Annotated in this window: 22 protein-coding genes; 11 read left to right on the top strand and 11 right to left on the bottom strand. The window is 69.8% G+C overall.

From position 1 onward, the window contains the following. Positions 1-50 precede the first annotated feature (50 nt). Both RDV84_RS17860 and RDV84_RS17855 read left to right on the top strand, forming a co-directional pair. Positions 51-2,426 (top strand): 3-hydroxyacyl-CoA dehydrogenase/enoyl-CoA hydratase family protein, encoded by a 2,376-nt coding sequence (locus RDV84_RS17860; protein WP_309151103.1) that lies wholly within the window; start codon positions 51-53, stop codon positions 2,424-2,426. Positions 2,427-2,453: 27 nt separating this feature from the next. After that, on the top strand, positions 2,454-3,659 hold the full coding sequence (locus RDV84_RS17855) for an acetyl-CoA C-acyltransferase (protein ID WP_309151102.1): 1,206 nt from the start codon (positions 2,454-2,456) through the stop codon (positions 3,657-3,659). A 407-nt stretch (positions 3,660-4,066) separates the two neighbouring features. On the opposite strand, the gene RDV84_RS17850 is transcribed toward RDV84_RS17855, so the two are convergent. The 3 genes from RDV84_RS17850 to RDV84_RS17840 all read right to left on the bottom strand — a co-directional run bounded on the left by RDV84_RS17850 (position 4,067) and on the right by RDV84_RS17840 (position 6,328). Then, positions 4,067-4,375, bottom strand: coding sequence for a hypothetical protein (locus tag RDV84_RS17850; protein WP_309151101.1), 309 nt, complete (start codon positions 4,373-4,375; stop codon positions 4,067-4,069). 295 nt (positions 4,376-4,670) lie between these two features. Beyond that, positions 4,671-5,036 (bottom strand): tRNA-binding protein, encoded by a 366-nt coding sequence (locus RDV84_RS17845; protein ID WP_078995784.1) that lies wholly within the window; start codon positions 5,034-5,036, stop codon positions 4,671-4,673. After that, positions 5,033-6,328, bottom strand: coding sequence for an NAD(P)/FAD-dependent oxidoreductase (locus tag RDV84_RS17840; protein WP_309151100.1), 1,296 nt, complete (start codon positions 6,326-6,328; stop codon positions 5,033-5,035). Before RDV84_RS17840 ends, RDV84_RS17845 begins: the two co-directional genes overlap by 4 nt. A gap of 77 nt (positions 6,329-6,405) precedes the next feature. On the opposite strand from RDV84_RS17840, the gene RDV84_RS17835 reads away from it, so the two are divergent. Next, positions 6,406-6,852, top strand: coding sequence for a hypothetical protein (locus tag RDV84_RS17835; protein ID WP_309151099.1), 447 nt, complete (start codon positions 6,406-6,408; stop codon positions 6,850-6,852). A gap of 186 nt (positions 6,853-7,038) precedes the next feature. On the opposite strand, the gene galU is transcribed toward RDV84_RS17835, so the two are convergent. The 8 genes from galU to cmk form a co-directional block, all read right to left on the bottom strand. Then, entirely contained in the window at positions 7,039-7,941 is a 903-nt protein-coding gene (gene galU / locus RDV84_RS17830) for a UTP--glucose-1-phosphate uridylyltransferase GalU (protein ID WP_309151098.1), read from the bottom strand. Then, complete coding sequence (locus RDV84_RS17825; protein WP_057947911.1) at positions 7,941-9,851, bottom strand: polysaccharide biosynthesis protein; 1,911 nt, start codon at positions 9,849-9,851, stop codon at positions 7,941-7,943. Before RDV84_RS17825 ends, galU begins: the two co-directional genes overlap by 1 nt. A 67-nt stretch (positions 9,852-9,918) precedes the next feature. Continuing rightward, positions 9,919-10,890, bottom strand: a complete 972-nt coding sequence (locus RDV84_RS17820) for an MraY family glycosyltransferase (protein ID WP_250449905.1) — start codon at positions 10,888-10,890, stop codon at positions 9,919-9,921. A gap of 3 nt (positions 10,891-10,893) precedes the next feature. Then, a complete protein-coding gene (lapB, locus tag RDV84_RS17815) occupies positions 10,894-12,072 on the bottom strand; it encodes a lipopolysaccharide assembly protein LapB (RefSeq protein WP_057947913.1) in 1,179 nt (392 codons plus the stop codon). Positions 12,073-12,076: 4 nt separating this feature from the next. After that, positions 12,077-12,361, bottom strand: a complete 285-nt coding sequence (locus RDV84_RS17810) for a LapA family protein (protein WP_057947914.1) — start codon at positions 12,359-12,361, stop codon at positions 12,077-12,079. A 196-nt stretch (positions 12,362-12,557) separates the two neighbouring features. After that, the gene (locus tag RDV84_RS17805; protein ID WP_057947915.1) at positions 12,558-12,860 is read right to left on the bottom strand and encodes an integration host factor subunit beta; all 303 of its coding nucleotides are present in this window, start codon (positions 12,858-12,860) and stop codon (positions 12,558-12,560) included. 320 nt (positions 12,861-13,180) lie between these two features. Beyond that, positions 13,181-14,869 (bottom strand): 30S ribosomal protein S1, encoded by a 1,689-nt coding sequence (gene rpsA / locus RDV84_RS17800; RefSeq protein WP_057947916.1) that lies wholly within the window; start codon positions 14,867-14,869, stop codon positions 13,181-13,183. A gap of 204 nt (positions 14,870-15,073) precedes the next feature. After that, positions 15,074-15,766, bottom strand: a complete 693-nt coding sequence (gene cmk / locus RDV84_RS17795) for a (d)CMP kinase (protein WP_309151097.1) — start codon at positions 15,764-15,766, stop codon at positions 15,074-15,076. A 236-nt stretch (positions 15,767-16,002) separates the two neighbouring features. On the opposite strand from cmk, the gene ykgO reads away from it, so the two are divergent. The 8 genes from ykgO (at position 16,003) to RDV84_RS17755 (ending at position 23,499) form a co-directional block, all read left to right on the top strand. After that, positions 16,003-16,128, top strand: coding sequence for a type B 50S ribosomal protein L36 (gene ykgO / locus RDV84_RS17790; RefSeq protein WP_010342887.1), 126 nt, complete (start codon positions 16,003-16,005; stop codon positions 16,126-16,128). A gap of 203 nt (positions 16,129-16,331) precedes the next feature. Then, on the top strand, positions 16,332-16,661 hold the full coding sequence (locus RDV84_RS17785) for a hypothetical protein (RefSeq protein ID WP_057947918.1): 330 nt from the start codon (positions 16,332-16,334) through the stop codon (positions 16,659-16,661). Between the two features lie 4 nt (positions 16,662-16,665). Beyond that, positions 16,666-17,715, top strand: a complete 1,050-nt coding sequence (locus RDV84_RS17780) for an agmatine deiminase family protein (protein WP_309151096.1) — start codon at positions 16,666-16,668, stop codon at positions 17,713-17,715. 486 nt (positions 17,716-18,201) lie between these two features. Next, positions 18,202-19,107, top strand: a complete 906-nt coding sequence (locus RDV84_RS17775; protein WP_309151095.1) for a carbon-nitrogen hydrolase — start codon at positions 18,202-18,204, stop codon at positions 19,105-19,107. Then, the gene (locus RDV84_RS17770; protein WP_309151094.1) at positions 19,107-19,679 is read left to right on the top strand and encodes a GNAT family N-acetyltransferase; all 573 of its coding nucleotides are present in this window, start codon (positions 19,107-19,109) and stop codon (positions 19,677-19,679) included. Before RDV84_RS17775 ends, RDV84_RS17770 begins: the two co-directional genes overlap by 1 nt. A 359-nt stretch (positions 19,680-20,038) precedes the next feature. After that, positions 20,039-20,656 (top strand): TetR/AcrR family transcriptional regulator, encoded by a 618-nt coding sequence (locus tag RDV84_RS17765; RefSeq protein WP_309151093.1) that lies wholly within the window; start codon positions 20,039-20,041, stop codon positions 20,654-20,656. A 176-nt stretch (positions 20,657-20,832) separates the two neighbouring features. Continuing rightward, entirely contained in the window at positions 20,833-21,651 is an 819-nt protein-coding gene (locus RDV84_RS17760; protein ID WP_250449901.1) for an alpha/beta hydrolase, read from the top strand. 636 nt (positions 21,652-22,287) lie between these two features. Beyond that, positions 22,288-23,499: a TraB/GumN family protein gene (locus RDV84_RS17755; RefSeq protein ID WP_057947924.1), complete on the top strand. Its 1,212-nt coding sequence runs from the start codon at positions 22,288-22,290 to the stop codon at positions 23,497-23,499. Positions 23,500-23,692 lie beyond the last annotated feature (193 nt).

Genomic DNA, 23,692 nt, shown 5'->3' with positions numbered 1-23,692 from the left:
CTGACCTCAGACCGCTCGCAAATCTCTATTCCTTCAAGGAGTTGTAGACGATGTCCAACCAATTGCTAGTCCGTCGCGCCGCGGTCCTCGGGGCCGGCGTCATGGGCGCCCAGATCGCCGCGCACCTGACCAACGCCGGCGTCGACACGGTCCTGTTCGACCTGGCCGCCAAAGACGGCGACCCCAACGGCATCGTCAACAAGGCCATCGCCAACCTGGCCAAGCTGAGCCCGGCGCCGCTGGCCAGCAAGGCCCTGGCCGAGCGCCTGACCGCGGCCAACTACGACACCGGCCTGGAGCAACTGCGCGGCTGCGACCTGGTGATCGAAGCCATCGCCGAGCGCATGGACTGGAAGCAGGACCTGTACAAGAAGATCGCCGACTACGTGCCCGAACACGCGGTGCTGGCCTCCAACACCTCCGGCCTGGGCATCAACAAGCTCGCCGAGGTGCTGCCGGAGCAGCTGCGCCACCGCTTCCTCGGCGTGCACTTCTTCAACCCGCCGCGCTACATGCACCTGGCCGAGCTGATCCCGGCCAAGACCACCGACGCGGCGGTGCTGGAGGGTCTGGAAACCTTCCTGACCACCACCCTCGGCAAGGGCGTGGTGATCGCCAAGGACACCCCGAACTTCATCGGCAACCGCATCGGCGTGTTCTCGATGCTCGCCGCGATGCACCACACCGAACAGTTCGGCCTCGGCTTCGACGCGGTCGACGCGCTGACCGGCCCGGCGATCGGCCGGCCGAAGTCGGCGACCTACCGCACCGCCGACGTGGTCGGCCTGGACACGATGGCCCACGTCATCAAGACCATGGCCGACACCCTGCCCGACGACCCGTGGCACCAATACTTCAAGGCGCCGAAGTGGCTCAGCGCGCTGGTCGAAAAGGGCGCGCTCGGGCAGAAGGCCGGCGCCGGCTTCTACACCAAGAAGGGCAAGGACATCCTGGTGCTGGACCTCAAGGCGCAGGACTACCGCGTCTCCGCCGGCGAGCTCGATCCCGAAGTCGCGGCGATGCTGAAGGAAAAGGACCCGGCCAAGAAGTTCGCCGCGCTGCGCGCCAGCAGCCATCCGCAGGCGCAGTTCCTGTGGGCGGCGTTCCGCGACACCTTCCACTACAGCGCCTACCACCTGGAATCGATCGCCGACACCGCGCGCGACGTCGACTTCGCGATGCGCTGGGGCTACGGCTGGTCGCTGGGCCCGTTCGAGACCTGGCAGGCCGCCGGCTGGAAGCAGGTCGCCGACTGGATCGCCGAGGACATCGTCGCCGGCAAGGCCATGGCCAGCGCGCCGCTGCCGAACTGGGTGTTCGACGGGCGCGAGGGCGTGCACGACGGCAAGGGCAGCTACAGCCCGGGCCGCGGCGCGCAGGTGCCGCGTTCGTCGAATCCGGTGTACGCGCGCCAGCGCTTCCCCGATGCCCTGCTCGGCGAGAAGTTCTCGCAGGGCCAGACCGTGTTCGAGAACGACGGCATCCGCCTGTGGGCCGATGAAGGCGACGACGTCGCGGTCATCAGCTTCAAGACCAAGATGCACACGGTCAACGACCACGTGCTCAACGGCATCCAGGAAGCCATCGGCATCGCCGAGAAGAAGTTCAAGGGCGTGGTGATCTGGCAGCCGAAGGAGCCGTTCTCGGCTGGCGCCGACCTGTCCGGCGCGCTCGGCCTGCTGCAGGCCGGCGACATCAAGGGCTTCGAGGCGATGGTCGCCAACTTCCAGGCCACCAGCCAGCGCATCAAGTACTCGCTGGTGCCGGTGGTCGCGGCGGTGCGCGGGCTCGCGCTCGGCGGCGGCTGCGAGTTCCAGATGCATTCGGCGCGCGCGGTGTTCGCGCTGGAAAGCTACGTCGGCCTGGTCGAGGCCGGCGTCGGCCTGCTGCCGGCCGGCGGCGGGCTCAAGGAACTGGCGGTGCGCGCGTCCGACGCGGCCGGTCCGGGCGGCGACGTGTTCGCCCACCTGAAGACCGCGTTCGAGAGCGTGGCGATGGGCAAGGTCGCGACCTCGGCGTTCGAAGTGCGCGAGCTCAAGCTCGCCCGCAACGACGATGTGGTGGTGTTCAACGCGTTCGAGCTGCTGCACGCGGCCAAGGCGCAGGCGCGCGGCCTGGCCGAGGCCGGCTACCGCCCGCCGCTGCCGGCGCGGCGCATCCAGGCCGCCGGCGACGTCGGCATCGCCACCTTCAAGATGCTGTTGGTGAACATGCTCGAAGGCCGCTTCATCTCCCCGCACGACTACGAGATCGCCAGCCGCATCGCCACCGTGATCTGCGGCGGCGAAGTCGACCGCGGCGCGCTGGTCGACGAGGAATGGCTGCTCAAGCTCGAGCGCGAGCACTTCGTGGCCCTGGCGCAGATGCCCAAGACCCAGGAGCGGATCGCGCACATGCTCAAGACCGGCAAGCCGCTGCGCAACTAAGCCGACGACGACATAGGACTTATCGAGATGACCAAGCAAATCCAAGACGCCTACATCGTCGCCGCTACCCGCACCCCGGTCGGCAAGGCCCCGCGCGGCGTGTTCCGCAACACCCGTCCCGACGACCTGCTCGCGCACGTGCTCAAGGCCGTGGTCGCGCAGGCGCCGGGCATCGACCTGGGCCGCATCGACGACGCCATCATCGGCTGCGCCATGCCCGAGGGCGAGCAAGGCATGAACGTGGCGCGCATCGGCGTGCTGCTGGCCGGCCTGCCCGATACCGTCGCCGCTCAGACCGTCAACCGCTTCTGCTCGTCCGGCCTGCAGGCCGTGGCGCTGGCCGCCAACGAGATCCGCCTCGGCAACGCCGACCTGGTCCTGGCCGGCGGCACCGAGTCGATGTCGATGGTGCCGATGATGGGCAACAAGGTCGCGCTGTCGCCGTCGGTGTTCAAGGACGACCACGTCGCCATCGCCTACGGCATGGGCATCACCGCCGAGAAGGTCGCCGAGGAGTGGAAGGTCTCGCGCGAGCAGCAGGACGAATTCGCCGCGGCCTCGCACCTCAAGGCGCTGGCCGCGCAGGCCGCGGGCGAGTTCCGCAGCGAGATCACCCCGTATGATGTGATCTCGCACGTGCCGGACCTGTCGTCGAACGCGATCAAGCTGCGCCAGCTCTTGGTCGAGAACGACGAAGGCCCGCGCGCCGATACGTCGATCGAAGGCCTGGCCCGGCTCAAGCCGGTGTTCCGCAACGCCCAGTTCGGCGGCACCGTCACCGCCGGCAACAGCTCGCAGATGAGCGACGGCGCCGCGGCGATCCTGCTGGCCTCGGGCCAGGCGGTGAAGGACTACGGCCTGACCCCGCTGGCGCGCTTCGTCAGCTTCTCGGTCGCCGGCGTGCGCCCGGAAGTGATGGGCATCGGCCCGATCGCCGCGATCCCGAAGGCGCTCAAGCAGGCCGGCCTGAGCAAGGACCAGCTCGACTGGATCGAGCTCAACGAAGCCTTCGCCGCGCAGGCGCTGGCGGTGATCCGCGACAGCGAACTCGACCCGTCCAAGGTCAATCCGCTCGGCGGCGCGATCGCGCTCGGCCACCCGCTCGGCGCCACCGGCGCGATCCGCACCGCGACCATCGTGCACGGCCTGCAGCGGCGCAAGCAGAAGTACGGCATGGTGACGATGTGCATCGGCACCGGCATGGGCGCGGCGGGGATTTTCGAAGCGCTGTAAGCGCCGGCCGTTTCGCGATACAAAAAACCCCGGGATTTCCCGGGGTTTTTTGTTGTCTCGGAAACTACCTGTAGGAGCGGCGCAAGCCGCGACCGCGCCAACGCAACGACTACGGAAACCGTGGCGCGGCGATAAAGCCGCCAACGCCGCAAAAACGAAAGCGCAGCAAGCGTCCGTCGCAGTTGCATGGGCGCGGTCGCGGCTCGCGCCGCTCCTACCGGGGAGCGCTCGCGAACACGAAAACAAAAACCCCGGCGCCTTGCTAGGCCGCACGCCGGGGGCCGCGCGACGCCACCCACAAGACAGGCGCGCGCGAACGACGAAAGCGATGAGGGCGCGGCCGCCGCGCCGCGACGGCCGGGAGACGTCCGGCGCGCGGCGCTAGGGTCGCCGCGCGCCGGCGGGACTCACTTCGGGCAGGCGGTGAACTTGCCCTTGGCGTCGCGGCAGCGCGTGGCCTCGGCCTTCTTGGCGCAGGCGATGAACTTGCCCTTGCCGTCGCGGCAGCGCTCGGTCGCGGCCTTGGCCGGGGCGGCCTTGGCGGGCGCGGCCGCAGCGGCAGGCACGGCCGCGGGTTTGGCCGCGGGCATCGTCGCCGGCGCGGGCTTGGCCGCGGTGGTCGGCTGCGCGGCGGGCGCGGCCTGCGGCGCGGCGATCGCGCCCAGGCTCAGGGACAGCAGGACGGAAGCGAGCGAAACGGCGAGCGTGCGACGCATGGCGAGACTCCCTGAAAGACGACCGGACGTTGGGTCGCAGATGGATGCTAGCGTCGAGCTGTGCTTGAAGGTGTGTTTGGCGGATTAAATTTACTTAATGAAGGTGCGGTTTGGCGGCGTCGTAGGCATGGTTTCGTGGTCGCGGCTTGCGCCGCTCCTACACTCGGCAACGTTGCCGCGAACGCCCCTTGTAGGAGCGGCGCAAGCCGCGACCGAGAAACCGCGACTGCGCCGCAACCCGCGACCGCCCTCGCCGCCGCGAGCCCCCGTCCCTGCCCCGTCGCCGCCGCCCGCCTCAGGCCAACCGCGTCCCGTTCGGAACCGGCCGCTCGATCGCCGTCACCACCACGCCCTCGTCGGTCGGGAATCCGGTCAGCAGGAACTCCGACACGAACGGACCGATCTGCTTGGGCGGAAAATTGATCACCCCGACGATCTGCCGCCCGACCAATTGCTCGGCCGAGTACAACTGGCGGATCTGCGCGCTGGTCTTGCGCACCCCGTACGGGCCGAAGTCGACCCACAGCTTCCACGCCGGCTTGCGCGCCTGCGGAAACTCCTCGACCTGCACCACCGTGCCGGCGCAGATCGCCACTTTCTCGAAATCGCCCCAGGTGATCGGCTCGTGCGCCGGGGCGGCGCCGTGTTCGTTCTCGCTCATCGATCGCGTCTCTCGCTCTTGTCCTTGAACCAATCCTTGAACTGCGCCCAGGCGTAGCTCGCTTGCGCGGCGACCAATCCGGCCGGCTTGAACGCGCTGACTACGCCGTAGCCGGACAACTCCCGCCAGCGCTCGTCGCCCTCGGCGATGGCCGCGGCCAGCCGTTCGCCGGCGAAGGTGGTCGGCGCGACGCCGTGGCCGCCGAAGGCCTGGGCCAGCCACAGGCCCTCGCCGATGCGGCCGACCTGCGGCATCTGGTGGCGGGCGTAACTCATCAGGCCCGACCACGCGTAGTCGATGCGCACGCCCGCCAACTGCGGGAACACCCGCAACAGGTCGCGGTACAGCACTTGCTGCACCTCCCGCGGCGAACGGTCGCGCACCGAGATGCGCCCGCCCCACAGCAAGCGGCCGTCGCGCAGGGGCCGATAGTAGTCGAAGGCGAAACGGCTGTCGTAGATCGCCGCCCGGGTCTGCAACGCGCCGTCGAGCAGTTCGCCGAGCGGCTGGGTGACCATGACGTAGGTCGCGATCGGCATCACCGCCGCGTCGACCTCGCGCCGCAGTCCGGCCAGATAACCGCCGCAGGCCAGCACCACCTGCTCGGCGCGCACCTCGCCGCGTTCGCTGCGCACCCGCCAGCCCTCGCCGTCGCGCTCCAACGCCAGCGCAGGCGAGCCCTCGTGCACGCGCACGCCCAGCGCCTGCGCCTGCGCGGCGATGCCCTGGGCGTACTTGAGCGGGTGGAAGTGGAAGGCCTGCGGTTCGAACAAGGCGTCGTTGTAGCGGGCGCTGCGCACGCGCTCGCGCAGGCGCTCGCGCGGCCACCATTGCCACTCCACGCCGAAGTGCTCGGCCAGCAGGCGCTGGCGCGCGCGCAACACGTCGGGATCGGCGAACCAGTTGGCCCAGATCGCCCCGGCCTCGGTGGCGTCGCAATCGATGCCGTAGCGGCGGATGCGCGCGCGGATCAGTTCGACCGCGTCGAGCGTGCCCTGGTACAGCGCCCTCGCCCGCTGCTGCCCGAGCTCGCGCAGCAGCGCGTCCTCGCCACGCGAAAAACCGCCGAAAACGAAACCGCCGTTGCGCCCGGACGCGCCATAGCCGACCCGCTGCGCCTCCAGCAGCACGACCTCGCCGACGCCGCGCTCGGCCAGCCCGAGCGCGGTGTTGAGCCCGGCGAAACCGCCGCCGATCACGCACACCCGCGCGCGCGTCGATTCCTCCAGCGCCGGCCAGGCGCGGTCGGCGTCGAGGCTGGCGCGGTAGTAGTGGTCGGCGAGTATGGACATGGACGGCCCGCGGCGCTTTGATGGCGGCGAATGCGCGCCGCGCCGGTCTGCGGGACCGCGCGGCCGTTCGACCGAGGATGAGTTCGACCCTGACGATGGAAATCCACCGTGCCGACCTAGCCTACCGCAGACGCAGCCTGTGGCTGCTGCTGGCCATCGCCGCCGGCTGCGCGCTGGCGCTGTGGCAGCTGCACGGCTGGCTGCAAAGCGTGCAGGCCCACGTCGCCATCGCCGACGCGGCGCAAGCGCGGCGCTGGCTGCGGCGCGCGCTGGCCGGACTGGCGCTGGCGCCGACCGCGCCGCTGTGGCTGTGGGGCCGCGGCCTGCGCCGGCTCGGCCGCACCGCCGGCGAACAGCGGCGCTTCCCGCCGCGCGACTGGAAGACCTACCGCGACGTGCGCGTGCTGCGCGGCGACGCCGCGGCTACCTGGGCGTCGCGCACCCAGCGCGCCGGCCGCGCGGCGCAGTACGCGGCCGCGGCCTGCGTGGCGGCGGCGCTGGCGGTGTGGGTGTGGTTGGGGTAATCGCCGACCGGGGAACTTCAGAAGCGTTGAGCTGAGAGCTGCCGAGCGCAACGAAGCAGATGGCGGGCCGGCCCGGCAAACCGGCGCAAACGAAAAGGCCGCCGATCCTCGCGGAGCGGCGGCCCTGTATCGCGGCGGCCCTGTATCGCGCCGAACCTGGTGGCCGGCGAACCGGCCACCGAGAACTCAGGCGAGGTCTTCGACGCCGAGCTCGTTGAGCGCGCTCTGCATCATCTGTCGCGCCGAGTCGCTGAGCTTCTCGTGGTCGAGCGCGTAGCGGATGGTCGCCTCGATCAGTCCAATGTGGGTGCCGCAGTCGAAGCGCGTGCCCTGGAAGCGGTAGGCGTTGACCGTCTCCTGCTGCAGCAAGGTGGCGATCGCGTCGGTCAGCTGGATCTCGCCGCCGGCGCCCGGCGTGGTGTTCTCCAGCAGTTCGAAGATGCGCGGGTTGAGCACGTAGCGGCCGACCACGGCGAGATTGCTCGGCGCCACCTCGGGCTTGGGCTTCTCGACGATGGCGGTGATGCGGCCCTGGCGCGCGTCGAAGTTCGAGGTCGCGACGATGCCATAGCTGCCGGTCTGCTCGCGCGGCACGTCCTGCACGGCGATGGTGCTGGCGCCGCTGGCGGCGGACGCGTCGGCCATCTGCTTGAGCGCGCCGGCGCCGCCGCGGTTCCAGATCAGGTCGTCGGGCAGCAGCACGGCGAAGGGCTCGTTGCCGATCACGTCCTTGGCGCACAGCACCGCGTGGCCCAGGCCCAGCGCTTCGGCCTGGGTCACGAACACCGCGCGCACGCCCGGCGGCAGCACGTTGCGGATCAGCTCCAGTTGCTCGGTCTTGCCCGAGCGTTCGAGCTTGTGCTCGAGCTCGTAGGCCTTGTCGAAGTAATCGGCGACCGCGTGCTTGTAGCGGTTGGTGATGAACACCAGCGTGTCGCAACCCGCCTCGATGGCCTCGTCGACGGCGTACTGGATCAGCGGCCGATCGATGATCGGCAGCATCTCCTTGGGCACGGTTTTGGTCGCGGGGAGGAACCGGGTGCCGAGGCCGGCGACGGGAAATACGGCCTTGCGGATGCGTGCAGGCATCAAATCTTCCTGGCGTTGCGGGCGGGAAAGGCCACCACGGTAGCCGATTCCTTGTAATCCGGATGTTCACCGATCGGTTGGAACTCCGGAACCGCGACGCGCAGCAAGGCGTTGAGGGCTTCGCGGTCGTAGCGCACCGAAGCCTCGCGCAGCTGCTGCAGCGAGTGCTCCAACGACGCGGCGGACACGTCGCGCGGCTCGGCCTGCAGGATCTTGGGATGCACGGTCGGGCGGTAGCGCTCGTCGGCGTGGAACAAGGTCTCGTGCAGCTTCTCGCCCGGGCGCAGGCCGGTGTAGACGATGGCCACGTCGCGCCCCGGCTGCTTGCCGGCCAGGCGGATCATCTGCTCGGCCAACAGCCGGATCGGCACCGGCTCGCCCATGTCGAGGGTGTAGATGGCCTCGTGGGTGCCGATCGCCGACGCCTGCAGGATCAGCTGGCAGGCCTCCGGGATGGTCATGAAAAAGCGGGTCACTTCCGGATCGGTCACGGTGACCGGGCCGCCGGCGCGGATCTGTTCGCGGAACAGCGGCACCACGCTGCCGGCCGAATCGAGCACGTTGCCGAAGCGCACGGTGACGAAGCGGGTCTTGCGCTGGTCGGCCAGGGCCTGGCAGGTCATCTCGGCCAGGCGCTTGGTCGCGCCGAGCACGTTGACCGGATCGACCGCCTTGTCGGTCGAGATCAAAACGAAGGTGCCCACGCCGGCGGCGCGGCACGCGCGCGCGACGGTCTCGGTGGACAGCACGTTGTTGCGCACCGCTTCGCGCAGTTGCGCTTCCAGCAGCGGCACCTGCTTGTACGCGGCGGCGTGGAAGGCGGCGTCGGGTTCGGACAGCTTGAGCGCGTATTCGATCACCGCGCGGTCGCCGCAGTCGCCCAGCACCGGGATGAACTCGACGTCGGGGAAGTCGCGGCGCAGCGCGGTCTCGGTGGTGACCAGGGCCAGTTCGTCGATCTCGATCAGGGCGATGCGGCCGGCGCCGTGGCGCGCGCACTGGCGCACCAGTTCCGAACCGATCGAGCCGCCGGCGCCGGTGACCAGCACCGAACGTCCGCCGAGCCAGCCGCGGATCGCCTTCCAGTCCGGCAACACCGGCTTGCGCCCAAGCAGGTCCTCGATCGCGACTTCCTTGAGTTCGCCCGGCAGCGAGCGGCCTTCGAGCACGTCCTGCAGGCGCGGGACCATGCGGAACGGCAGGCCGGTGCGCTCGCAGGCCATGACGATGCGCTGCATCGCGTTGGCGTCGGCCGACGGCATCGCGATCACCAGCAGCTTGGCCGCGGTCTCGCGCGCGATGTCGGCCACGTCCTCGACCTTGCCCAGCACCGGCACGCCCTGCACCTTGCTGCCGCGCAGGCGCACGGCGTCGTCGAGGAAACCGATCGGGTGATAGGTGCCGAAGCGGCGCAGGTCGCGCACCAGCGCTTCGCCGGCGCGGCCGGCGCCGAGGATCAGGATCCGCACCGACACCGCGTTGGCGCTGTCGATGCGGCTGTCCTTCCACGCGCGATAGAGCAGGCGCGGCGCGCCGAGCATGCCCATCAGCACCAGCGGATACAGCACCAGCACCGTGCGCGGCACCTGGTCGACGCGGTTGTAGAGGAACAGCCCGAGCACGATCGCGAACAGGCCGAGCATGCAGGCCTTGAAGATGTTCCAAAGGTCGGGCACGCCGGCGAAGCGCCACAGCCCGCGGTACAGGCCGACCTGCCAGAACACCAGGCCCTGCGCGGCCAGCACCAGGGCGATTTCGGTCGACCACAGCGGCAGCGGCGGCGGTTGCGCGATCACGCCGAAGCGCAGCTTGTGCAGCGCCTGCCAGACCAGCCAGACCATCGCGAGATCGTGCGCGACCACGGCCAGACGCGGCAGTCCGCTCTTGAGTCGATCACGCAATGAGCTCATTCCTGCCTCGCCTGTAAATCTTTGGGAAAATCTTGAGTCGGTCGGTCGCGCCCGCCGACCCCGCCGCTCACGGCGCGGACCGCTCGGTCCGTTGGATCAGCCACCACAAAAAAGCGGCGGATATATACCATCCGGCCCCCATACACAGCATGAAACCGATCCGGACTTCGGTCACAAGGTGCAGCGAGGCTAAGGACAGCAGCGTGAAAATCGCATAAGCGAGGGTGACCCGGACATGGCCGACGCGGCGCGCCCAGACCTGGTAGGCGTGCTGGGTGTGCGGGGTCCACCAGCGCTCGCCGCGGCGCACCCGGCGCAGCAGGGTCAGGCTGGAATCGACCATGAATGCGGCCAGCGGGATCAGCAGGACCAGCGCCCGCGCCGGCTCGGCCTGGGCGGTCGCGGCCAGGGCGCCGAGGCCTGCGACGGCGTAGCCGATCGCGCCGCTGCCGACATCGCCCATGAAGATCCGCGCGCGCGGGAAGTTGAACGGCAGGAATCCGGCGCAGGCGGCCAGCAGGGCCAGCGCCAGCCAGCTCCAGACCGGGCCGCCGAACCCGGCCAGGGCCAGCGCGACCAGGGCCGCCTGCGAGGCGGCCAGGCCGTTGATGCCGTCCATGAAGTTCCACACGTTGGTCAGCCCGACCGCGAACGCGAACGCGGCCAGGGCCAGCCACGGATCGCCGCGCGCGTGCCAGACCGCCGCCGCCAGCAGCGCCGCGGCGAGGATGTGCACGGCCAGGCGCAGCCACGGCGACAGCGGGCGGTGGTCGTCGACCCAGCCGATCGCCGCGATCGCCGCCAGGCCCAGGCCGAAGGCCAGGGCCAGCGACGCGTAGGCGGGAAACTTCAGCCCCAGCGACACGGTCGCCACCAGCAGCGCGATCACGATGGCGATGCCGCCGCCGCGCGGCGTCGCCACGCTATGGCTGCGGCGCTCGCCGGGCTGGTCGATCAGGCGGCTGCGCAGCGCGTAGGCGCGCGCCAGCCAGGTACCGGCCGCGGCCAGCGCGGCATGGATGGCGAGCCACGCCCACATCGCTCAGACCACCGCGTAGTTGAGCAGCGGCTTGACCGTGCCCCACTCCTTGCAGCTCGGGCATTGCCAGTGGTGGCTGCGCGCGCCGAAGCCGCAGCGGTTGCAGCGGTAGCTCGGGTTGCGCACCAGCAACTGGTCGGTGATGTGCTTGAGGTCGTGCAGGGTCGCCAGCGGATCGGCGCCCTCGGCCAGGGTCAGGTCGATCAGCGCGGCCTCGCCACGCACCGACGGGCGGTCCTTGAGCTGGCGCGCGAGGTAGGCGCGCGCGGCCGGCACGCCGTCCTCGGCCTCGACCATGCGGGTCAGCGCCAGCACCGGCGAGATGCCGCGGTAGTGTTCGCACATCTCGGCCAGGAACGCGCGCGCGCCGGTCGGGTCGCCGTTGCGCTCGTAGCAGCTCAGCAGCGCCGGCAGCACTTCGGGCAGGTAGTCGGGGTCGGCGCGGGCGACGCGCTCGAACGCGCGGATCGCCGCGGTGTCGTTGCCCGCCTCCACTTCGATCCGGCCTTCGAGCATGCCCGCGCGCACCGAGTTGGCGTCGGCCTCGTAGGCGCGCTTGACCGCCTCGCGCGCGCCCTGGGCGTCGCCGGCGGCGCGGTGGCGGTCGGCCAGCTCGCATTCGAACTGGGCGATCAGCTTGCCCATCGGCTCGCCGGTGGCGGCCTCGAAGCGCTGCGCGTTCTCGATCGCCTTGCCCCAGTCGCGCTCGGCCTGATAGATGCCGATCAGGTGGCGCAGCGCCAGCGGCGCGCGCATGTCCAGCGCGACCAGATCGCTGAAGACGGTCTCGGCGCGGTCGAGCAGGCCCGAACGCATGTAGTCCTCGCCCAGCGCCAGCAGCGCCTGCACCTTCTGCTGGTCGCTCAGGCCCGGGCGCTGCACCAGCGCCTGGTGCAGGCGGATGGCGCGGTCGACCTCGCCGCGGCGGCGGAACAGGTGGCCCAGCGCGACCTGGGTCTCGAAGGTGTCCTTGTCGAGCTCGGCGATGTGCAGGAACAGCTCGATGGCCTTGTCCGGCTGCTCGTTGAGCAGGTAGTTGAGGCCGCGGAAATACGTGGTGGAGAGGTGACTGACCTGGTTGTCGCTGTGGCGCTCGCCGCCGCGGCGGCCGATCACCCAGCCGCTGAGCGCCGCGATCGGCAGCAACAGGAAGAACCAGAACCACTGACTGATGAATTCCATGCGCTCAATTCTCGACCGTGGTGACCGCCGGCAAGCCGGCACCGGAGTCGGCGCGGCCGCGCTCGGCGCGGGCGAGGCGGCGGCGCAGCGGCAGCACCACGCTGGCGCTGATCGCCAGCCCGCCGATCAGCGCGCCGGCCAGCAGCGACACGATCAGGACGATGCCCAGCGAGGTCGCCGGGACGAAGCCGAAGCCCAGGTCGATGCTGACGCTCTGGCGGTTGAGCGCGCCCAGGACCGCTCCGGCGGCCAGGCACAGCACAGCGATGAGTACGCGGATCAGGCGCATGAGGACTCCCGGGGTTCGTGTACGCGCGACGCGTGCGGCAGGCTAAAGAGTAGCCGACGCGACGCAGGGCCGCGTAGAAGCGACGGCTCGCGGCCCTGGGCGGTCGCGAAGGCCCGCGCCCTCGCCCGTCGCCGGCGGATCGGCCAGGCGCCGCGCGCACGGCGCGCCGCGGCGGCCGTGGACGGCTGCGGCGGCCTCAGCCTTCTTCGTCCAGCGGGGTCACGCCGCTGACGCGCTCGCGCAATTCCTTGCCGGGCTTGAAGTGTGGCACGTGCTTGCCGGGCAGCGCGACCGATTCGCCGGTCTTGGGATTGCGGCCCAGGCGCGGCGGACGGTAGTGCAGGGAGAAGCTGCCGAAGCCGCGGATCTCGATCCGCTCGCCCGCCGACAGGGCCCCGCCCATCATTTCCAACAAGGCTTTCACCGCCAGATCCACGTCGTCGCCCTTGAGGTGGGCCTGACGTTGGGAAAGGATCTCGATGAGCTCGGACTTGGTCATGCGCAGTGTTGCCTGGCCTTATGCAAAGGTCTTTGGTGAAGATGCGGCCTCGCGCCGCGCGCGATCCCCTGCCGCTGGCCCTGACGCGTCCGGCCATGCCGGCCCGCCGGGCCCGCTGCCGCGTTCCGGCCTGCGGGACGCGACAACGAATGATTCGTGGAACCGATGGTGCGGTGAAGCGTGTCGCAGTGGAGCGTGTTGCGCCGCAAGCCGGGTCGGCTCCGGTCTTGCCCATCGTCCGACGGCGCCGGCGAGCGGCGCCGCGGAGGATGACCGCCGCCCCGGCGAACCGGGGCGGCGGCGATACCGCGATGAAGCGTTTACTCGGACTTGCCGCTCAGGCGCTCGCGCAGCAGCGCGCCCAGGCTGGTGGTGCCGCTGGCAGCGTCGCCGGCGTGACGGTTGTAGTCCGCCATGGCTTCCTGCTGGTCGGCTTCGTCCTTGGCCTTGATCGACAGCTGCATGCTGCGGCCCTTGCGGTCGGTGCCGATGATCTTGGCCTCGACTTCCTGGCCGACCTTCAGGTACGTGGAAGCGTCTTCGACGCGCTCCTTGGCGATGTCGCGCGCGGCGACGTAGCCTTCGATACCGTCGGCGAGCTCGATCACGGCGCCCTTGGCGTCGACTTCCTTCACCACGCCCTTGACGATCGAGCCCTTGGCGTTGGAAGCGACGTACTGACCCATCGGGTCCTGCTCCAGCTGCTTGACGCCCAGGCTGATGCGCTCGCGCTCCGGATCCACGGCCAGGACGACGGCTTCCAGCGTGTCGCCCTTCTTGTAGTTGCGGACCACGTCTTCGCCGGTGGTGTTCCAGCTGATGTCGGACAGGTGGACCAGGCCGTCGATGCCGCCGTCCAGGCCGATGAAGATGCCGAAGTCGGTGATCGACTTGATCTGGCCTTCGACCTTGTCGCCCTTCTTGTGGATGGCCGCGAAGGTCTCCCACGGGTTCGAGGTGACCTGCTTCATGCCCAGCGAGATGCGGCGACGCTCTTCATCGACGTCGAGCACCATGACCTGAACTTCATCGCCGACCTGCACGATCTTGGACGGGTTGACGTTCTTGTTGGTCCAGTCCATTTCGGACACGTGGACCAGGCCTTCGACGCCCGGCTCGATCTCGACGAACGCGCCGTAATCGGTGACGTTGCTGACCTTGCCGAACACGCGGGTGTTGGCCGGGTAGCGGCGGGCGATGTTGTCCCACGGATCCTCGCCCAGCTGCTTGAGGCCGAGGCTGACGCGGTTGCGCTCGCGGTCGTACTTGAGCACGCGGACGTCGAGCTCCTGGCCGACTTCGACCACCTCAGACGGATGGCGCACGCGCTTCCACGCCATGTCGGTGATGTGCAGCAGGCCGTCGATGCCGCCGAGGTCGACGAACGCGCCGTAGTCGGTGAGGTTCTTGACCACGCCCTTGAGGATCGCGCCTTCCTGCAGCTTCTCCATCAGCTGCTCGCGCTCGACGCTGTACTCGCTCTCGACCACCGCGCGGCGGGAGACGACGATGTTGTTGCGCTTGCGGTCGAGCTTGATGAGCTTGAACTCGAGCTCCTTGCCTTCCAGGTACGCCGAGTCGCGCACCGGACGCACGTCGACCAGCGAACCGGGCAGGAAGCCGCGGACGTCCTTGATGTCGACGGTGAAGCCGCCCTTCACCTTGCCGCTGATGCGGCCGGTGATGGTCTCGTTCTTCTCGAGCGCCTGCTCGAGTTCGTCCCACACCATCGCGCGCTTGGCCTTCTCGCGCGAGAGCACGGTTTCGCCAAAGCCATTTTCGATGGAGTCGAGCGCGACCTTAACTTCGTCGCCCTCGGCGACGTCGATTTCGCCGGCGTCGTTACGGAACTGTTCGATCGGCACGATGCCTTCGGACTTCAGGCCGGCGTTGATCACCACCACGTCGCCGCGGACTTCCACGACGACGCCGGTGACGATGGCGCCCGGCTTCAGCTTGGCCAGGTACTGCTGGCTCTGTTCGAACAGTTCGGCAAATGATTCGGTCATTGGATTTGATTACTCGGTTGAACACACGGGCCGCACCGTTTGACATCGTTGCCGTCGTGGCAACGCAAGCAGAACGTGGTCGACCCACCCGTTATGTGATGCGATGGAACTGCATCATGTGTTGTGGTTGATCCGGCGCGGGACTGCGCCGGGGCTTCTTCGTTTACAGCGTTCCGCCGCGGAGGTTTCGTCGCGCCGCGCCGTTCAGCGCGCGGGCAGCAAAGCCAGCACCTGTTCGACTACCGTGTCGATTCCAAGACCGGTGGTGTCGATGCGGACGGCGTCGTCGGCCGGGCGCAAGGGAGCCACCGCGCGCTGGGCGTCACGGGCGTCGCGGGCGAGAATCTCCCGCAGCAGACCGTCTAAAGTAACCGAAACCCCCTTGTCCTTCAACTGCTTATAGCGCCTTTCCGCGCGTTCCTCGGCGCTGGCGGTCAGGAACACCTTGTATTGGGCGTCCGGGAAGATGACCGTGCCCATGTCGCGGCCGTCGGCGACCAGCCCGGGTTCCTGCCTGAATGCGCGCTGGCGGTCCTTGAGCGCGGCCCGGACCTCGGGAATCGCGGCGATGGCCGAGGCGGCGGCGCCGGCGGTCTCGGTGCGCAGCTCGTCTGTGGCGTCGACGTCGTTGACCAGCACCCGCAGTTCGCCGGACGCGTCGTCGCGGAAGCCGATGTGGGTGTCGAAGGCGCAGCGGACCAGGGCGGCCGGGTCGGCGAGGTCGAGGTCGGCCCAGCCGGCGGCGACGCCGACCGCGCGGTACAGGGCGCCCGAATCCAGGTAATGCCAGCCCAGGCGCTGCGCGACCAGGCGGCTGATGGTGCCCTTGCCGGAGCCGGAGGGGCCGTCGATGGTGAGGACGGGGACGTGGGAGTTCTGGGAAGATGCGCTATTCATGCGCCACATTATGCGGCCGCGGCGCGCGCAGCGGTCCCGTCGCCGCCCGCGGCGGACGCCGCGGGCGGCGACGGATCGGCGCCAAACCGGCGGCGGAACCGGCACGCCGCGCCCCCGGCGCGGCCGGATTTCGCGCCCGGGCATGCAACCACTTGATCGGACGGCATTTTGTCCGCTAGAATCGCGGGCTAGCTTTTTCACACCCATCCCATCCACTCAACCAGCCGAGATCTGTCATGAAGGTCCTGTCCTCTCTGAAGTCGGCGAAGGCCCGCCACCGCGACTGCAAAGTCGTTCGCCGCCGCGGCAAGGTCTTCGTGATCTGCAAGTCGAACCCGCGTTTCAAGGCGCGTCAGCGCTGATCCGCAGCCGCGGGCCACGGCCCGCCGCTTGAGGTTCAAGTCGAAAGCCGCCGCAAGGCGGCTTTCTTCGTTCTCATCCCCTCCACCGGCCCCGCTTCACCGTCCGGGCCGGCCTTGTTTCGCCAAACCGTGACGCCCGCACCCTGCCGCTGAACGTCACCTTGTGCCTAGAATCCCGCGTCCTTTGCTCAGGTGAATTCGCCATGAAGCTGCGCGTTGCCGTTGCACCCCTGCTCGCCCTGCTGGCCCTGTCCGGTACCGCGTCCGCCGATACCCTGCTGATCCAGCGCGTGCAGGAAGAAGGCAAGGCGGCCCTGCCGGTGCGCGGCCAGAGCATGGACCAGGTCAAGGCGCGCTACGGCGAGCCGGCCCAGCGCCTGGATTCGCGCGGCGGCCAGAAGAAGGCGTGGCCGCAGATCAACCGCTGGGTGTATCCGGCCTTCACCGTGTACTTCGAGAAGAGCCGGGTGATCGACGTGGTGGCGAACAAGGCCGGCACCGGCGAAATCGGGCCGAAACCGCCTATCCTTTGAGGTTATGACCAACAACGCATTGCGCTTCCCCGCGGAGTGGGAACCCCAGTCCGCGGTCCTGATCGCGTGGCCGAACGCCGACACCGACTGGGCCGACCGCCTGGGCGAGGTCGAGGAGACCTACATCGCCCTGGTCGCGGCCATTACCCGCTTCCAGCCGGCGCTGATCTGCGTGGCCGACGACGACGTCCAGGCCTACGCCCGCGCGCGCCTGTCCTCGGCCCGGATCGACATGAGCCGGGTGCGCTTCATCGACGCGCCCTACGACGACACCTGGCTGCGCGATTCCGGCCCGATCACGCTCAAGCGCGAGGACGGCGGTGAGCGCGATGGGTTTCGCCTGCTGGATTTCCGCTTCACCGGCTGGGGCGGCAAGTTCGACGCCAGCCAGGACGACCTGCTGGTCGAGCGCCTGCATGAGCAAGGCGTGTTCGCCGACAGCGAGCGCGAGAGCATCGATTTCGCCCTGGAAGGCGGCGGCATCGAGACCGACGGCGCCGGCACCCTGCTGACCACCTGGCGCTGCCTGCACGAACGCCACCCGACCCTGAGCCGCGACGAGATCACCGCCAAGCTGTCGGCGTGGCTGCGCCAGGACCGGGTGCTGTGGCTCGACCACGGCTACCTGGAGGGCGACGACACCGACGCCCACATCGACACCCTGGCCCGCTTCGCCGCGGTCGACGCGATCGTCTACCAGGGCTGCGACGATCCGTCCGACTCGCACTACGCCGAGCTGCAGGCGATGGGCGCCGAACTGGCCGCGCTGCGCACCCGCGATGGCCAGCCGTACCGCTTGTTCGCGCTGCCGTGGGCGCAGCCGATCATCGACCAGGACCGGCGGCTGGCGGCGAGCTACGCCAACTTCCTGATCGTCGACGGCGCGGTGCTGATGCCGGCTTACGGCGATGCCGCCGACGCCGCCGCGCAGGCGGTGCTGGCGCAAGCGTTCCCGGACCGCGAGATCGTCGCGGTGCCGTGCCGGCCGCTGATCTGGCAGAACGGCAGCCTGCATTGCGTGACGATGCAATTGCCCCGGGGCGTGGTGGCGTAAGCCTCGCCGCATACCGCGGAGCGCGGCTTGCGCTCCGCGGCGTGTTCGCTGTTGCGTTCGCGCGGGCTGATTCGTCGCGGCTCTGAATGCTGCGCAGCTGAGTTCCCGCGCCGCTCAGGTTCGCCGCCTCCTGAACCTCCGTCATTCCGGCGAAAGCCGGAACCCATTTTGACTTTGCTGTCGCCTTTGCCCTGCCGGCGGGAAAAGCAAAAATCAAAATGGGTTCCGGCTTTCGCCGGAATGACGGTTGGGGGAGCGATCGAACTGGTAACGCGCTCGCCGCACCCAGTTCCAGCACCGGTTTCGGACTCAGCTCCGGCCCCGGCTTCGGCCCCGGCCCCGGCTTCGGCTCCGGCTTCGGCACCGACTCAAGCTCAGTTCCAGCCGCGATCCCAACCCAGCCCCGCGCCCCTACCGCCGCCACGCTCCGCGTCATCGCGTATTTCCTACAATGGGCCTCCGCCCCACCGCCGGACCGCGCTCCCGATGAAGAAGAACACCCTCCCCGTCGCCCTGATCCAGGACCGCGACCACGGTTCGCGCGAGGCCAACCTCGCCAACATCGAGCAGCGCGTCGGCGAAGCCGCCAGGCAGGGCGCCAAGCTGGTGCTGCTGCAGGAACTGCACAACGGCCCGTATTTCTGCCAGCACGAATCGGTGCAGGAGTTCGACCTGGCCGAATCGATCCCCGGCCCCAGCACCGAGCGCCTGGGCGCGCTGGCCAAACAGCACGGCATCGTCCTGGTCAGCTCGCTGTTCGAGCGCCGCGCGCCGGGCCTGTACCACAACACCGCGGTGGTCTACGAGACCGACGGCGCCATCGCCGGCAAGTACCGCAAGATGCACATCCCCGACGATCCGGGCTTCTACGAGAAGTTCTACTTCACCCCGGGCGACATCGGCTTCGAGCCGATCCAGACCTCGGTCGGCCGCCTCGGCGTGCTGGTGTGCTGGGACCAGTGGTATCCCGAAGGCGCGCGGCTGATGGCGCTGGCCGGCGCCGAGCTGCTGCTGTACCCGACCGCGATCGGCTGGGACCCGAGCGACGCCCAGGACGAGAAGGACCGCCAGCGCAATGCCTGGATCCTCAGCCACCGCGGCCATGCGGTCGCCAACGGGCTGCCGGTGCTGAGCGTCAACCGCGTCGGCTTCGAACCCTCGCCCATGGCGTCGGAAAATACCGCGGGCGCGTCGGGCATCCAGTTCTGGGGCTCCAGCCACGTGCTCGGCCCGCAAGGCGAGTACTTGGCCGAGGCCAAGACGGCCGAGCCGGAGATCGTCATGGCCGAAGTCGACCTGCAGCGCAGCGAGCACGTGCGGCGGATCTGGCCGTTCCTGCGCGACCGTCGCATCGACGCCTACGCCGACCTGCTCAAGCGTTACCGCGACTGATGGCCGCCGCCGCGCCGCCGCTGCGCCTGCGCGCGGCGGTCGAGTCCGACCTGGATGCGATCGCCGCGTTGTATGCGCTGGAAGTGCGCGAAGGCGTGGCGACGTACGAGTACGACGTGCCCGACCGGGCCGAGATGCGCCGGCGCTGGCACGCGATTGTCGAGGCCGGCTATCCCTATCTGGTCGCCGAACGCATCGAGGACGGCGCGGCCCGCTTCGCCGGCTACGCCTACGCCAGCGCCTACCGCACCCGCATCGGCTACCGCTGGACGGTGGAGAACTCGGTCTATGTCGAGCCGGCCAGCCATGGCCGCGGCATCGGCGGCGCGTTGATGCGGCGGCTGATCGCCGACTGCACCGCGCTGGGCTTCCGGCAGATGGTCGCGGTGATCGGCGACGGCAGCAACGCCGCGTCGGTGGCCCTGCACGAACGGCTCGGCTTCAAACTCGCCGGCGTGTTCCCGGGGCTGGGGCGCAAGCACGGGCGCTGGCTGGACACCGTGCAGATGGTGTTGCCGCTGGGCGACGGCGATGTCGGCGAACCGGACCCGGGCGTGCCCGGGCTGAAGTGAGCGCCGGCGGGTTCCGCTGTTTCTGACTTAAAAGTTTTCTGACCTGGAAGTTTCCTGACCGGAAGCGTCGGGCCTGAAGGCCCTCCCACCATCGCCTTGTGGGAGGGCCTTCAGGCCCGACGCTTTTGTTTCAGGCCCCGCGAAGGCAACACCGGGCAAGTCAGGCCAAAGTCCCCATTGCGCCGGGAAAACACAATTTGAAACCCCGCCGTCGGCGTTTTTAGGTCACAACGGTGACAGTGCCGGAGGCCGCGATTGCGGCGCCGGCGGACGCCCCGGCCCAGGCCGGAGGAAGCGGCGCCCCGGACCGGCCGACGAACGGTTCGAATAAAACGAACGGACGTGCTATTTTGCGCGCTATGTCCTCCCTGACCGCCACCAACAAAGGCGCCGCGACCCGCGAAGCCATCCTCGAACAGGCCTACAGCATCGCCTGCTCGGCCGGCCTGGAAGGCCTGTCGATCGGCCCGCTGGCCGCCGCGGTGGGCATGTCCAAGAGCGGCGTGTTCGCCCATTTCGGCTCGCGCGAAGACCTGCAGCTGGCGGTGCTGGACAAGGCCAGCGAGCGCTTCATCGGCTATGTGCTGCTGCCGGCGCTGAAGTGCCCGCGCGGGCTGCAGCGGCTGCGCGGGATCGTCGAAGCCTGGTTCGACTGGTCGCGCCACACCGACGGCGGCTGCGTGTTGCTGGCCGCGGTCAACGAATACGACGACCGTCCCGGCTCCCTGCGCGACAGCGTGGTCGACCAGCAGAAGCGCTGGCACCAGGAACTCGGGCGCGCCGTGCAGCTGGCGATCGACACCGGCGAACTCGAGTCCGACACCGACACCGCCCAACTCGCGTTCGAGATCTACGGCCTGGCGCTGGTGGTCCACCACGACGCCGGCCTGTTCGGCTTCGACGCCGCCCTGGTCCGCGGCTTGCGCGCCTACGGGCGGCTGATCCGCTCTTACGCCGCCGCGCCGGTTCCCGCCTGATCCTATCCGGGCCGGCCCTACCTGGCCCGATCCTTCCTCCCGCCTGATCCTCTCCCACGAGGCCTGCCATGCGTACCGCTATCACCAAAATTAGCACGACCGTTCGTCATGTCGCTCAGTTATACGGGCTGCGCCTGGGCTTCGCCGTAGGCGGCTGGCTCGCGCCGGAAGCGACCATGCGCCGCGCCGCCGAGCTGTTCTGCACCCCGTTCGCCTCGACCCGTCGCCGCGCGCTGGCCGCGCCGACCTTCGACGCGCGCGAGGACGTGTTGCGCGTCGACGGTCAGGCCATCGCCTGCTACGTCTGGGGCGAGCCGCAGCGCCAGCCGTACGTGCTGTTCGCCCACGGCTGGTCCAGCCACGGCACCCGGGTGGCGCGCTGGCTGCCGGCGCTGCGCGCGGCCGGCTACGCCGTGGTCGCCTTCGACCAGCCCGCGCACGGGCGCAGCGAGGGCCGGCTGGCCACCCTGCCCGACTTCACCCGCCACCTGCAGGCGGTCGGCGCGCATTACGGGCCGGCGGCGGCGGTGATCGGGCATTCGCTCGGCGGCGCCGCGACGCTGCTGGCGATGGCGCGCGGGCTGCGCGCCGAACGCGCGGTGCTGATCGCGCCGGCGGCCGACCCGGTCGCCGCGGTCAAGCGCTTCGCCCGCTTCCTGTGGGTCGGCGAGGACCTGTGCCGGCGCATGTTCGCCTACTTCGAAGCGCGCATCGGCATCAGCTTCGACTCGCAACAGGCGCACCGCAACGCGCCGAGCATGGGCCGGCCGGCGCTGATCGTGCACGACCTGGGCGACCGCGAGGTGCCGTGGGCCGAGGGCGAGCGCTACGCGCGCTACTGGCCGGGCGCGCGGCTGCTGACCACGCAAGGGCTGGGGCACAACCGCATCGCCGACGACACTGCGGTGATCGGCGCGGCGCTGCGGTTCCTGCGCGGCGAGGCGGTCGGCGACAAGGTGGTGTCGAGCGAGAACCTGCCGTATGGGATGGCGTGAGGGTGGCGGGATCGTCGCGACCTGAGTCGAAAGCGTCGGGACTGAAGTCCCTCCCACAACAGCTGCGCCGGCCTTGAGCCCCCCGGGGACGGCCTTCAGGCCCGGCCACGTGGGAGGGCCTTCCTGTCCAGCTATGTGGGAGGACCTTCCGGTCCAGCCATGTGGGAGGGCCTTCAGGCCCGACGCTTTCCGTTCCGACCTTAAGAACCCCCGATTCCGAGCAAGCGCGAACCGGTCCGGCCGAAGCTCACCCCTCCCGCTTCGGCCGGACCGTTCGCCTCATCGCTGAAACGGCCGACGCGTCCGAGCGCAAGGCATCGCTGGCGCGGGCGATCGACGATGCAGCATTGGGGCGGGAAATCCGCCGCGCCGCGCTGAAACAGGTGCTGGCACTGTCCGCGAACCCTGCCCGCTCGACGCCTGCGCGCAGCCGGACCGACACCCACGGCAAGCCCCAGCCCAACGCCGCCACCCGACCATCGGCCGGCCCGACGGCGAGCGCCGGCAACGCCGCCGCAGCGCCGCGACGGGCCCGCGCCCGAGCGTCGCGGCGGGTTTGCCGGGCACCGGGCCCAGCCTCTATGCTGCGGGCCTTTCTGTGCTCCGGCACAGCTGCCGCGAGCCGCCAACATCCGCATGAACGAACCGCTTCCCGTCTCCGACGGCCTGCAAGGCCAACCGCACGCCATCGTCGAACGCGACGGGGTCCGCTACACCCTGCTGGGCACCGCGCACGTATCGCAGGCCAGCGTCGAGGCGGTGCGCGACGCGGTCGGCAGCGGCCGCTTCGATGCGGTCGCGGTCGAGCTCGATCCGCAGCGTCTGCAGGCGCTGTCGGATCCGGACGCGCTGGCGCGGCTGGACCTGATCCAGGTGATCCGCTCGGGCAAGACCGCGCTGTTCGCCGCCAACCTCGCGCTGGCCGCGTACCAGCGCCGGCTGGCCGAGCAGCTCGGCATCGAACCCGGCGCCGAACTCAAGCGCGCGGTGACCGAGGCGCGCGAACGCGACCTGCCGGTGCACCTGATCGACCGCGAGGTCGGCCTGACCTTCCGCCGCGCCTCGCAGCGGCTGGGCTTCTGGGGCCGGACCAAGCTCGGCGTCGGCCTGGTCACCAGCCTGTTCGCCGCCGACGAGGTCGGCGAGGACGAGATCGAGAAGCTCAAGCAGGGCGACATGCTCGAATCGAGCTTCGGCGAGTTCGCCAAGGAAAGCCCGCAGCTCTACGAGACCGTGATCGCCGAGCGCGACCGCTACATGGCCGCGCGCCTGCGCGAGAGCGCGGGCGAGTCGCGCGAGGTGCTGGCGGTGGTCGGCGCCGGCCATCTGCAGGGCCTGGCCCGGCATCTGCGCGAAGACCAGGGCGACCCGGTCGCGCAACGCACCGAGCTGGAACAGGTCAAGACCAAGAGCAAGGTGCCGTGGGTGATGATCGCGATCACCACGCTGATCCTGGCCGGCATCGCCTGGGGCTACTGGAAGGGCGGCGCGGCGATGGGCACCGACCTGCTGCTGCAGTGGGTCATGTACACCGGCGGCCTGGCGGCGCTGGGCTGCCTGCTCGCCGGCGGCCATCCGCTGAGCATCCTCACCGCGGCGCTGGTCGCGCCGCTGAAGCCGTTCCGGCCCGGCGTGCCGGCCGGCGCGGTCAGCGCGCTGGTCGAGGTGCACCGGCGCAAGCCGGCCTACCGCGACTTCATGGCCTTGCGCGACGATGCGCAGACCGTCGGCGGCTGGTACCGCAACCGGGTCGCGCGCGTGGTGCTGAACTTCATGCTGACCAACATCGGCACCGGCATTGGGGTGTGGCTGGCCGGGTTCCGGATCGCCAGCAAATTGGTCGGATGAGTCGGTAATCCCGAAGCGCGGGCCCCGCCGCGTCCCCGCCTCGCGAAAACGGCGCCGCAGTCATGCGGCGCCGTTTTCGTATGCGTGCGGCCCGACGCGAAAACCGGTTGCGCCCTGTAGGAGCGGCGCGAGCCACGACCGCGACATAGCGCTTACGGCGCAACCTTGCGTGCCCGCGGTCGCGGCTCGCGCC

The organism is Lysobacter yananisis (assembly GCF_031199375.1).
Lineage (GTDB): Bacteria > Pseudomonadota > Gammaproteobacteria > Xanthomonadales > Xanthomonadaceae > Lysobacter > Lysobacter yananisis.
This window is presented reverse-complemented; position numbering and strand designations above follow the sequence as displayed.

Excerpts from the sequence above, each read along its gene's own strand:
- RDV84_RS17860 (WP_309151103.1), top strand. The coding sequence starts at position 51 with ATGTCCAACCAATTGCTAGTCCGTCGCGCCGCGGTCCTCGGGGCCGGC.
- RDV84_RS17855 (WP_309151102.1), top strand. The coding sequence starts at position 2,454 with ATGACCAAGCAAATCCAAGACGCCTACATCGTCGCCGCTACCCGCACC.
- RDV84_RS17850 (WP_309151101.1), bottom strand. The coding sequence starts at position 4,375 with ATGCGTCGCACGCTCGCCGTTTCGCTCGCTTCCGTCCTGCTGTCCCTG.
- RDV84_RS17845 (WP_078995784.1), bottom strand. The coding sequence starts at position 5,036 with ATGAGCGAGAACGAACACGGCGCCGCCCCGGCGCACGAGCCGATCACC.
- RDV84_RS17840 (WP_309151100.1), bottom strand. The coding sequence starts at position 6,328 with ATGTCCATACTCGCCGACCACTACTACCGCGCCAGCCTCGACGCCGAC.
- RDV84_RS17835 (WP_309151099.1), top strand. The coding sequence starts at position 6,406 with ATGAGTTCGACCCTGACGATGGAAATCCACCGTGCCGACCTAGCCTAC.
- galU (WP_309151098.1), bottom strand. The coding sequence starts at position 7,941 with ATGCCTGCACGCATCCGCAAGGCCGTATTTCCCGTCGCCGGCCTCGGC.
- RDV84_RS17825 (WP_057947911.1), bottom strand. The coding sequence starts at position 9,851 with ATGAGCTCATTGCGTGATCGACTCAAGAGCGGACTGCCGCGTCTGGCC.
- RDV84_RS17820 (WP_250449905.1), bottom strand. The coding sequence starts at position 10,890 with ATGTGGGCGTGGCTCGCCATCCATGCCGCGCTGGCCGCGGCCGGTACC.
- lapB (WP_057947913.1), bottom strand. The coding sequence starts at position 12,072 with ATGGAATTCATCAGTCAGTGGTTCTGGTTCTTCCTGTTGCTGCCGATC.
- RDV84_RS17810 (WP_057947914.1), bottom strand. The coding sequence starts at position 12,361 with ATGCGCCTGATCCGCGTACTCATCGCTGTGCTGTGCCTGGCCGCCGGA.
- RDV84_RS17805 (WP_057947915.1), bottom strand. The coding sequence starts at position 12,860 with ATGACCAAGTCCGAGCTCATCGAGATCCTTTCCCAACGTCAGGCCCAC.
- rpsA (WP_057947916.1), bottom strand. The coding sequence starts at position 14,869 with ATGACCGAATCATTTGCCGAACTGTTCGAACAGAGCCAGCAGTACCTG.
- cmk (WP_309151097.1), bottom strand. The coding sequence starts at position 15,766 with ATGAATAGCGCATCTTCCCAGAACTCCCACGTCCCCGTCCTCACCATC.
- ykgO (WP_010342887.1), top strand. The coding sequence starts at position 16,003 with ATGAAGGTCCTGTCCTCTCTGAAGTCGGCGAAGGCCCGCCACCGCGAC.
- RDV84_RS17785 (WP_057947918.1), top strand. The coding sequence starts at position 16,332 with ATGAAGCTGCGCGTTGCCGTTGCACCCCTGCTCGCCCTGCTGGCCCTG.
- RDV84_RS17780 (WP_309151096.1), top strand. The coding sequence starts at position 16,666 with ATGACCAACAACGCATTGCGCTTCCCCGCGGAGTGGGAACCCCAGTCC.
- RDV84_RS17775 (WP_309151095.1), top strand. The coding sequence starts at position 18,202 with ATGAAGAAGAACACCCTCCCCGTCGCCCTGATCCAGGACCGCGACCAC.
- RDV84_RS17770 (WP_309151094.1), top strand. The coding sequence starts at position 19,107 with ATGGCCGCCGCCGCGCCGCCGCTGCGCCTGCGCGCGGCGGTCGAGTCC.
- RDV84_RS17765 (WP_309151093.1), top strand. The coding sequence starts at position 20,039 with ATGTCCTCCCTGACCGCCACCAACAAAGGCGCCGCGACCCGCGAAGCC.
- RDV84_RS17760 (WP_250449901.1), top strand. The coding sequence starts at position 20,833 with ATGCGCCGCGCCGCCGAGCTGTTCTGCACCCCGTTCGCCTCGACCCGT.
- RDV84_RS17755 (WP_057947924.1), top strand. The coding sequence starts at position 22,288 with ATGAACGAACCGCTTCCCGTCTCCGACGGCCTGCAAGGCCAACCGCAC.